General features: G+C 57.6%; 8 protein-coding genes and 1 pseudogene. All 9 read right to left on the reverse strand.

Annotation, left to right across the window (positions count from 1 at the left end):
- Positions 1-557: 557 nt before the first annotated feature.
- The gene (locus C442_RS19280; protein ID WP_008313405.1) at positions 558-773 is read right to left on the reverse strand and encodes a hypothetical protein; all 216 of its coding nucleotides are present in this window, start codon (positions 771-773) and stop codon (positions 558-560) included.
- On the reverse strand, positions 766-969 hold the full coding sequence (locus tag C442_RS19285) for a hypothetical protein (protein ID WP_004966200.1): 204 nt from the start codon (positions 967-969) through the stop codon (positions 766-768). Before C442_RS19285 ends, C442_RS19280 begins: the two co-directional genes overlap by 8 nt.
- Before the next feature lie 238 nt (positions 970-1,207).
- Positions 1,208-1,572: pseudogene (locus tag C442_RS19290) on the reverse strand (hypothetical protein).
- 57 nt (positions 1,573-1,629) lie between these two features.
- Positions 1,630-1,869, reverse strand: a complete 240-nt coding sequence (locus tag C442_RS19295) for a hypothetical protein (protein WP_008313412.1) — start codon at positions 1,867-1,869, stop codon at positions 1,630-1,632.
- On the reverse strand, positions 1,866-2,072 hold the full coding sequence (locus tag C442_RS19300) for a hypothetical protein (protein WP_008313414.1): 207 nt from the start codon (positions 2,070-2,072) through the stop codon (positions 1,866-1,868). Before C442_RS19300 ends, C442_RS19295 begins: the two co-directional genes overlap by 4 nt.
- Positions 2,063-2,377 carry a hypothetical protein gene (locus C442_RS19305; RefSeq protein ID WP_008313416.1) on the reverse strand — a complete coding sequence of 105 codons (315 nt, stop codon included), beginning with the start codon at positions 2,375-2,377 and terminating at the stop codon, positions 2,063-2,065. The genes C442_RS19300 and C442_RS19305 overlap by 10 nt, the downstream gene beginning before the upstream one ends.
- Positions 2,374-2,664, reverse strand: a complete 291-nt coding sequence (locus C442_RS19310) for a hypothetical protein (RefSeq protein WP_008313419.1) — start codon at positions 2,662-2,664, stop codon at positions 2,374-2,376. The genes C442_RS19305 and C442_RS19310 overlap by 4 nt, the downstream gene beginning before the upstream one ends.
- A gap of 133 nt (positions 2,665-2,797) precedes the next feature.
- On the reverse strand, positions 2,798-3,208 hold the full coding sequence (locus C442_RS19315; protein WP_008313421.1) for a hypothetical protein: 411 nt from the start codon (positions 3,206-3,208) through the stop codon (positions 2,798-2,800).
- Between the two features lie 40 nt (positions 3,209-3,248).
- Positions 3,249-3,776 carry a hypothetical protein gene (locus C442_RS19320; RefSeq protein WP_239642335.1) on the reverse strand — a complete coding sequence of 176 codons (528 nt, stop codon included), beginning with the start codon at positions 3,774-3,776 and terminating at the stop codon, positions 3,249-3,251.
- Between the last annotated feature and the right edge of the window lie 69 nt (positions 3,777-3,845).

Consider the following 3,845-nt stretch of genomic DNA (forward strand, 5'->3'; position numbering starts at 1 on the left):
TTTTTTAGATCCTAACTCATCAGCCGAGTAAGCAAGCCCAGATTCTGTGCAAGAGCTTATATCCGTTGTGTCTGCGCTAGCGTTCGTCACTGGTTCAATTGTATTCTTTGCACGCCGACTGACCGGATGATTCAATCGAGTTGTGATGAAACAGATTCATGAGGATGTTTCTATGACACGCTCCAGTATAGGAAATATAAGTATCAGGCCAGATTTGGCATTATCGAGCAAGGGCCAGTACGATAAGCGCGAAACCTGAGAGAACGATTAAAATACTCACTATCCGATTTGCTGTTCTAGTGAACTCTTTTGCGCTCTCTGGGTCTTCCTCCCACATTCGGACGCCACCCCATGCTCGTCCACTCTCAGGATTAAGCAACCCGTAGAGCCCGAATAAGACGCCGGCTACCCCAGCCAGTACATACATTCCCTTGATTGATATTTCTCAAATCAAGGAGTATAATTCCTCTGCCTGACGTGGATCTGGTCAACCCACACACTTACTGAGCAGGCGTTGCAGCCAGCATCATGGCTAAAGAAACTGTATCCTCACTCAGTCAAAGTTCCGTTGCCTGCATCTGCTCGTGTGCGTCGGGATTGACCACCGGGATGACGCCCTCGACCTCTTCCTTGCCGTACTCCTCACGAATTAGGTCGTGGATATCGTCCGCGAGAGCAACGGCCTCGTCTTGCTTGTTGGAACTCGCCTCGTTCTCAGGAAAATCTGCTGGCCCGACACCCTCCACGACGATGAACAGCTGGTCGTCACTCATTTTCGACTGCCTCGACGAGCAGCGTAGTTTCGGGCAGGTCGTCGCGAGAGGTCGACAGGAACTCCGAAGTCTCCAGCGTTTCCTCGACCAACTCGACCAGTTCCTCCGAGACATCGCCAAAGTGAACGATAGCGTCGGGATCGGGGTAGTTGTCGTACTGCTGTGCAGCCGTCTTGTCTGTCTTGTTCTTACTCATAGTCAGTCGGCGGAGCGTCCTCAGTGGGACGCCCCGCACCCCACTGGGGCACAGAAATTACACGGCGGCTCGTTCCTGCCATCCGATTCATCGCGATGAGCCTTACCTGCCTCCTGAAGCGGGACCGCCGGACCGGCCTGCCGGTCCAAGGTGGAGCGTGTCCCCCGAGCGCTTGCGCTCGGGAACCGTGATCGTGAGCGTGAAAGAAAGCGAAAGAGAGGGTGGTACGACCCCTCGATTATTCCGCGATTACGTTCCCGTCCTCGTCGATGGCGTACCTGAGTGGGTGCACGTTGCCGTCGATATGCGTGGCCTTCTCGGCAGCGTCTCGTTCAACCACGCTTCACGGTCGGCGTCGGTCTGGATGTCCTCGTTCGGGGAGTGGACGCTGAACAGGTCCATGCTCACCCAGCGATTGACCGTCAGCTTGCCGGACGGGGAGTACACCTTCACCCGCTCCTTTTGAGCGTCAACACCGACGACGGCGAGTGCAGACGTGCCCTCGGTCGTTTTCAGTCCACCACTGATATCCACGGCATCAGGGTCGATATCGAGGTCGTCGTACTGCTGTGCAGCCGTCTCGTCTGTCTTGTTCTTACTCATGATCGGTTGGCGGCACGCCCTCTGTGGGACGCCCCTCGTCCCGCTGGGGCACAGAAATTATGTGACGGCTTGCTCCTCGGCATCCGATTCATCGCGACGGATCTCGCGTGCCCGCTCTCGAAGGCGAGACTGGACTGGCGTCCGGTTCTCGTGCTGGTTTTCGTATGCGAGATACCGCTTGACCGTCTCCATTGAGTGCATACAGTTGATGCCGGCGACGATTGGCTGGAGATGGTCGGCGTCCAGCAACCGCTCTGGAGGGAGTTTGTCGAGAATTGGGTCAGGAGTGTCGCTCATGAATCCTCCTCTCGGAAGTCATCGAGTGTCGTCCTGCGTTTGTACCGGCAGCCCGGGTAGTGAGCTAGAAGCGTCTCGTCGACGGCGTCCCAGAAGCCGATTTTGTGTGGCGCAACCGACTGCCAGAACCGGGCGCGTGCCAGTGCTTCCGCAACTCGCTGGCGTTCCTCACGACGCCACTGCTCGCGCTCGATCATCGCCATGCCGACGCTCCCTCCGGTCGATCCGCCATGTACGAGCTGGCAAGATCCAGCCCGGCGTCGAGTGTGCTTCGCGTCCCGACCAGTTTGGTTGCCCGTTCGAGCGTCCAGCCAGCGTCACTGTGTTTGAGCAGGACGGTCGCTCCGGTGTCGGGAATGTGCCAGCCGATCGTGTCGTTGCCAGCGGCGAGAAATTCCCACTCGCCCGCAGCGGCCTTCTGTGCTGCGCTCTGTCTGTCAATCAGCGCATCCGAGCGTGGGCCACCAGCGCCGAAATCACCCAACGTGGCCGTTCCTGCTGCGTTCATGCAGCGACCTCCCGCCGGTCCCAGCCGGCGAGTTCGGCGTCGATGGCGCTGATGATGGTTGTAACCTGTTCCTCTAGCGTGTCTGCCCGCTCACTGTCAACGTCCAAGAGCGAGCGAAGTTCGAGTACGTCCGGGAGGTCGATGCTGTCTGAGTGCTGGGCCACCGCACGGAGGACAACTGCCTGAACATCGGCGCTGCCGGACTGCCCTCGAACAGTCGCCGTGATGGACTCGACGAACTGCGAGGTGGTTCGCTGCGACAGGTCTTCCGAACGACGGCAGGACATATTTCGAGACATCCTCTCACCCGCCAGAGGGACACAAAATGGGGGTCGCTACCGCTGTGACTGGAGTTTTATGCTTACTGTGCTGGCTGAGATACCTGCTCAATAAAACTGCGCACCTGTTGTGCTTCTGCAATTAATCTTGTTCACGGTAATGCTCGGCGAACAATTCTACAAAGATACCGAGAGCCGGGATGAAATTAGCGATAGCACCGGCGAGTTCGCCCATCGGTATGAGTTGGTGCAAGGCCAAGGTGAATCCACCGAGCATCAACAAACTGCCTCCAGCGGAGGTGAGAGGGTCTGCTATCCCGTAGACATAAAACCGAGATACTCCCCAAAGAACGAACCATACCGAAATAGCCCACTCAATCATGGGGAAAATCGGCGGATACAGAGATACCGCTCCAAATCCGAGACCTACACCAACAAGCAGGGTCAAGAGACGACCAAACGGGTTCCCCCAAACCTTCTCAACAGAGTGGCTGACGGCCATGACTATCATGTCACGAGGGAGTAGAATAAGTTCTTCCTCCGTACTGCTCATTAGCGGACCAGACCTACCGGTTTCATGGAACTACCGCCGGCTACCCAATCCACCCGTCGATCTCAACCTGTGTACTGTCTGCCGGAGCATCGTCCGCTGTCCTCGCAGCTGAGTCAAACGGGGGCTCGACGAGATGCGGCACTTCATCGTCGTATGTTCGGTCGGGACGTTTCACACAGTCGAACGTCACGATGGGGCTACACTCACTACAAGAGTGCGTTGCCCCGTCGAAGCCATTGATACTCACCGACCAGGAGATAACGCTCGCGAGCCGATACGTCTCCGCTGCTGGACGACGAGTACTGGCAGACTGGCAGCCAACAGCTCCACAGACATCGCAGGTAAGCAGATAGTCCCGATCTGCCTCGTGGAAGAGCGAAGCGGCCTGTTCGACGTTGTCGCGGTCCTGAAGCGCACACGCCCGGCAAATCGTGAACCGAAACACGCCGTCCGCTCGCTCAACCTCGTCGGGCCACCGGACATACGTGTACGCCTCGCCGGAGATCTCGGCTCTGTCCCCACAGAACCGACAGCACTCAGCCGTTGCCCCGGGCTGGACGTCGGTCACCGAGACCACCGTGCAAGTGTTGACTGCTCGCGAGCAGTGTCCACGGGACAGAGAAACCGCCATTTATAC

The organism is Haloarcula amylolytica JCM 13557 (assembly GCF_000336615.1).
GTDB classification, from domain to species: domain Archaea; phylum Halobacteriota; class Halobacteria; order Halobacteriales; family Haloarculaceae; genus Haloarcula; species Haloarcula amylolytica.